The 4,402-nt window shown below is 62.7% G+C and carries 4 protein-coding genes and 1 pseudogene; all 5 read right to left on the reverse strand.

What is annotated here, in order from left to right:
- Positions 1-658 (reverse strand): annotated as a pseudogene (locus tag F0Q45_RS29690) (hypothetical protein); the annotation flags it as partial.
- 79 nt (positions 659-737) lie between these two features.
- Positions 738-1,898, reverse strand: coding sequence for a lipid-transfer protein (locus F0Q45_RS24525; protein WP_149656363.1), 1,161 nt, complete (start codon positions 1,896-1,898; stop codon positions 738-740).
- Positions 1,885-2,310 carry a MaoC family dehydratase gene (locus F0Q45_RS24530; RefSeq protein ID WP_149656364.1) on the reverse strand — a complete coding sequence of 142 codons (426 nt, stop codon included), beginning with the start codon at positions 2,308-2,310 and terminating at the stop codon, positions 1,885-1,887. The genes F0Q45_RS24525 and F0Q45_RS24530 overlap by 14 nt, the downstream gene beginning before the upstream one ends.
- A complete protein-coding gene (locus F0Q45_RS24535) occupies positions 2,307-3,236 on the reverse strand; it encodes a bifunctional MaoC family dehydratase N-terminal/OB-fold nucleic acid binding domain-containing protein (RefSeq protein WP_149656365.1) in 930 nt (309 codons plus the stop codon). Before F0Q45_RS24535 ends, F0Q45_RS24530 begins: the two co-directional genes overlap by 4 nt.
- The gene (gene fadE29, locus F0Q45_RS24540; protein WP_149656366.1) at positions 3,233-4,396 is read right to left on the reverse strand and encodes an acyl-CoA dehydrogenase FadE29; all 1,164 of its coding nucleotides are present in this window, start codon (positions 4,394-4,396) and stop codon (positions 3,233-3,235) included. Before fadE29 ends, F0Q45_RS24535 begins: the two co-directional genes overlap by 4 nt.
- Between the last annotated feature and the right edge of the window lie 6 nt (positions 4,397-4,402).

The following is a 4,402-nucleotide window of genomic DNA, read 5'->3' on the forward strand; positions in this document are numbered from 1 at the left end:
CTCTTCCCAGCCCAAATCCAGATATGCAATCACATCACCGAATTCGTCGCTTACTGAAATTTGAGTTTGCGGTCGCGGCAAGCCGGCCTGTACTAGTACCAGTCGCAGCCACGTCTCTTTTGGCGACTGAGCGCCGCCGTCGAATAGACTCACCGCTTGACGCGCGCCCGCAATCCCTCGCCTTCCGGCATATCGCTGTGCAAGCACCTCCACATCGGCCGCCTTCAAATCCTTAGCGCGGGCCAGTGCGTCGATAGCAGCCACAGCACTCGTGGTCGGATACCAACCAACCGAAGTCAACTGCAGTCCTAGCCGGAGATGTGACTGGGACACCGGCGACGACCTCGATCTCGTCCCCCGCGATGCGGTCGCCACGAATCTGGATTCCCGGCAGCCGATGCCGGTTTGTGTGGAGCAGCTCGACCGCCTGCATGTCAGATACCCATCTGCTACCGTGCAGAGCCGCTGCGGAGAACCCGGCGATGACTCCTTGACGTCTGGCCCATAGCCATCCAGCCTTGGCGCGTACCGCGGCGGTTACTTGGATGTCCGGATCGATGTAGACATCGCGGAACAGTCGTTTATACCTCGTGTAGAGCTGACTCTTGGTGACAGCACCATCGGCGATGGCTTCGCTACCGATGAATGGTTCGTTCACGATCGCAGCGTCCCATGGGGCAGCGCGAGCGTCACTTCAGTCCACGAGCGTGCGCCAGCTTCACGCTCGTCAACAAAAATCAGCCGAGAATCAGACCGGACGTCGGCACCCCGGTTCCCGCCGTCACCAGCACATGCTCGACATCCGGTACCGGGTTCACCGAGTTGCCGCGCAGCTGCCGTACCGCCTCCGCGATGCCGTTCATGCCGTGGATGTAGGCCTCGCCGAGTTGACCGCCGTGAGTATTGATGGGCAGCCGCCCGCCCACCTCGATCGCGCCGTCGGCGATGAAGTCTTTGGCTTCACCGCGGTCGCAAAAACCCAACTCCTCCAATTGAATCAGCGTGAACGGCGTGAAGTGGTCATACAGCACCGCGGTCTGGATCTCGGCCGGCGACAACCCCGACTGCGCCCACAGCTGCCGCCCCACCAGACCCATCTCGGGCAGGCCGTCAAGTTCGGGCCGGTGGTAGCTGACCATTGTGTACTGATCGGGACTGGAGCCTTGCGACGCGGCCTCAATAACGGCCGGTCGGTGCTTAAGGTCACGCGCGCGCTCCACCGAAGTCACCACGATCGCCACTGCGCCGTCGGTTTCCTGACAGCAATCCAGCAGCCGCAACGGCTCGGCGATCCACCGCGAATTTTGGTGATCCTCAATGGTTATCGGCTTTTGGTAGAAGTACGCTTTCGGGTTGTTGGCAGCATGCTTGCGATCGGCCACCGACACCGCGCCGAAGTCCCGGCTGGTGGCACCCGACAGGTGCATATAGCGTCGAGCAATCATGGCGACTTGCGCTGCCGGCGTCGAAAGCCCGTGCGGATACGAGAACGAATTGTCGACGCCGGTCGAGTCGGCATTGGCCGTCAGCCGAGTTTGCACCTGACCGAACCGCATCCCGGATCGCTCATTGAAGGCCCGATAGGCGACCACCACGTCGGCGATCCCGGTGACGACGGCCATCGCCGCGTGCTGGATGGTCGCGCACGCGGCGCCACCGCCATAGTGAATCTTCGAGAAGAACTTCAGCTCACCCATTCCGGTCGCACGCGCGACCGCGATTTCGGTGTTGGTATCCATCGTGAACGTGGTCAACCCGTCGACATCGCTTGGAGTCAAGCCGGCATCGGCTAGCGCGTCCAGCACCGCCTCGGCGGCCAGCCGCAGCTCGCTGCGACCGGAGTCTTTGGAGAAATCGGTCGCCCCAATGCCGACGATGGCGGCCTTACCGGACAACACTAGGCGTCCCCCATCGTGACCCCATCGTCAGCTTCACCGTAGCAATAACATGGTCGCCAAGGGTGTTGCGGCCCAGCACTTTAACGGAGACCAAGTCATCTTCTACAGCGGTCACCTCACCGGAGAATGTCACCGTGTCATACGCGTACCACGGCACCCCCAGCCGCAGCCCGATCGACTTGACCAAGGCCGCGGGCCCCGCCCAGTCGGTGACGTAACGCTGCACCAGCCCGGTATCGGTGAGGATATTGACGAAGATGTCTTTCGAGCCCTTGGCCTGTGCTTTGTCCCGGTCATGGTGCACGTCTTGAAAGTCTCTCGTGGCCAACGCCGTTGAGACGATGAAGGTGGGGTCGCCATACAATTTCAGCTCGGGCAACGTGGTACCCACTTCGACAACCACGGCGCTCATGCCTCCGGCTCCCACGCGTAGAGGGTCCATTCCGGAAAGTCGATATAGATTGTGCGGACCGGCATCCCAATCTCCACGGCCGCCGGGTCGACGCCCCGCAGCTCGCCCAACATGCGCACCCCTTCCTCCAGCTCCACCAGCGCGATCACGAAAGGCAGCGTGCGGCCAGGCACCTTCGGCGCGTGGTGCACCACGAAGCTGAACACCGCGCCACGACCGCTGGCCACCAGATAGTCGATCGGCGCCGTTTTGTCCTGCCACACCGCCGGTACTGGCGGATGCTGCAGGCTGCCGTCCGGCCGCCGTTGGATACGCAACTCGTGGGCCGCAACCCCGTCCCAGAAGAAGGCAGTGTCACGCGACGACGACGGCCGCATCATCGCGTCAGGGTCCAGATCATCGGGAACCGCCGCATCAGCCGACGCAGCGGGCCGGAATTTCAAAATGCGCCAATTCATTTCGGCGACATCCTCGTCGCCCACGCGCCAGACGGTGTGCTGGTTGACAAACCAGCCTTCACCCAGAGCGGTCTGCTTAGGTCCCGCGACGTCACCCAGCTCCGAGATGACCGTGATCTCCTCGCCGAGCTGCAAGTAGCGGTGATAGGTCTGCTCGCAGTTCGTGGCGACCACGCCGATGTAGCCGGCCTCGTCAAACAACTGCATGACGGGGCCCAGCGGATCGTCCTTGGGACGCTGCCCGCCAAGGCCGTACATCGTCCATACTTGAATCATGGCCGGTGGGGCCACGATTCCCGGGTGCCCGGCCGCGCGAGCGGCGATTTCGTCGACGTAGACGGGGTTGCGGTCGCCTATGGCCTCGATCCAGTTGCTAATCATCGGCTGGTTCACCGGGTCCCGGGCAGCGCGCGGCTTACTGCTACCGGCCGCCTTGATCTGCGCGATGGACTCCTGGATGTCGGTCATCGAGGCACCCTCGGCACCCTAAGGCCGGAGGCCGCGATCATCTCCCGCATGACTTCGTTGACCCCTCCGCCGAAGGTTATGACCAGATTGCGTTTGGTCTGGGCGTCAAGCCAGTCGAGCAACTCCGCCGTGTCTGGCTCAGCTGGGTTGCCGTACTTGCCGACGACCTCTTCCGCGAGTCGCCCTGCACGCTGAATACGCTCGGTGCCAAACACTTTCGTGGCCGCGGCATCGGCCACGTTGATGTCCTCACCCGCGGCCGCGACCTGCCAGTTAAGCAACTCGTTAATCCTCCAGGTTGCGTGGATCTCACCGAGTGCGCGCCGGACGTCGGCGTGGTCCATCGGCGTGACACCGTCGGCTCCCGGCTTGCACGCCCAGGCGTGCACCCGATCGTAGATGCCCGCGAATCGGCCTGCCGGGCCCAGCATCACCCGCTCGTTATTGAGCTGAGTGGTGATCAGCCGCCACCCGCCATTCTCTGCACCCACCAGCATGTCGACCGGCACCCGCACATCGTTGTAATACGTGGCATTGGTGTGGTGAGCACCGTCGGACAAAATGATCGGTGTCCACGAATAGCCGGGGTCCGTCGTGTCGACGATCAGAATCGAAATGCCTTTATGCTTAGCGGCTTCCGGGTCGGTACGGCAGGCTAACCACACATAGTCGGCATCGTGGGCACCGGTGGTGAAGATCTTCTGCCCGTTGACGATGTACTCGTCGCCCTGGCGCACCGCAGACGTCCGCAGCGACGCCAGGTCGGTGCCGGCCTCCGGTTCACTGTAGCCGATCGCGAAATGCACCTCACCGGCCAAGATCGCCGGCAGGAACTTCTGCTTCTGCATCTCGCTGCCATACACCTGCAGGGTAGGACCTACCGTCTGCAGCGTCACGGCCGGCAATGGCACGTCGGCCCGGTGCGCCTCATTGACGAAGATCTGCTGCTCGATCGGGCCAAAACCGCGCCCACCAAACTCTTTTGGCCACCCCACACCGAGCATGCCGTCGCGGCCCATCCGCCGGATCACCGCCCGGTAGGCGGCACCGTGGCGGTCTTTTGCCATTTCTCTCATCTCGACGGGCGAGATGAGGTTAGAAAAGTACTGCCGTATGTCGGCTTGCAGCTGCCGCTGCTCAACAGTCAGGTCGATAAACATTGGGCT

The sequence above is a fragment of the Mycobacterium simiae genome (assembly GCF_008370645.1).
GTDB classification, from domain to species: domain Bacteria; phylum Actinomycetota; class Actinomycetes; order Mycobacteriales; family Mycobacteriaceae; genus Mycobacterium; species Mycobacterium simiae_A.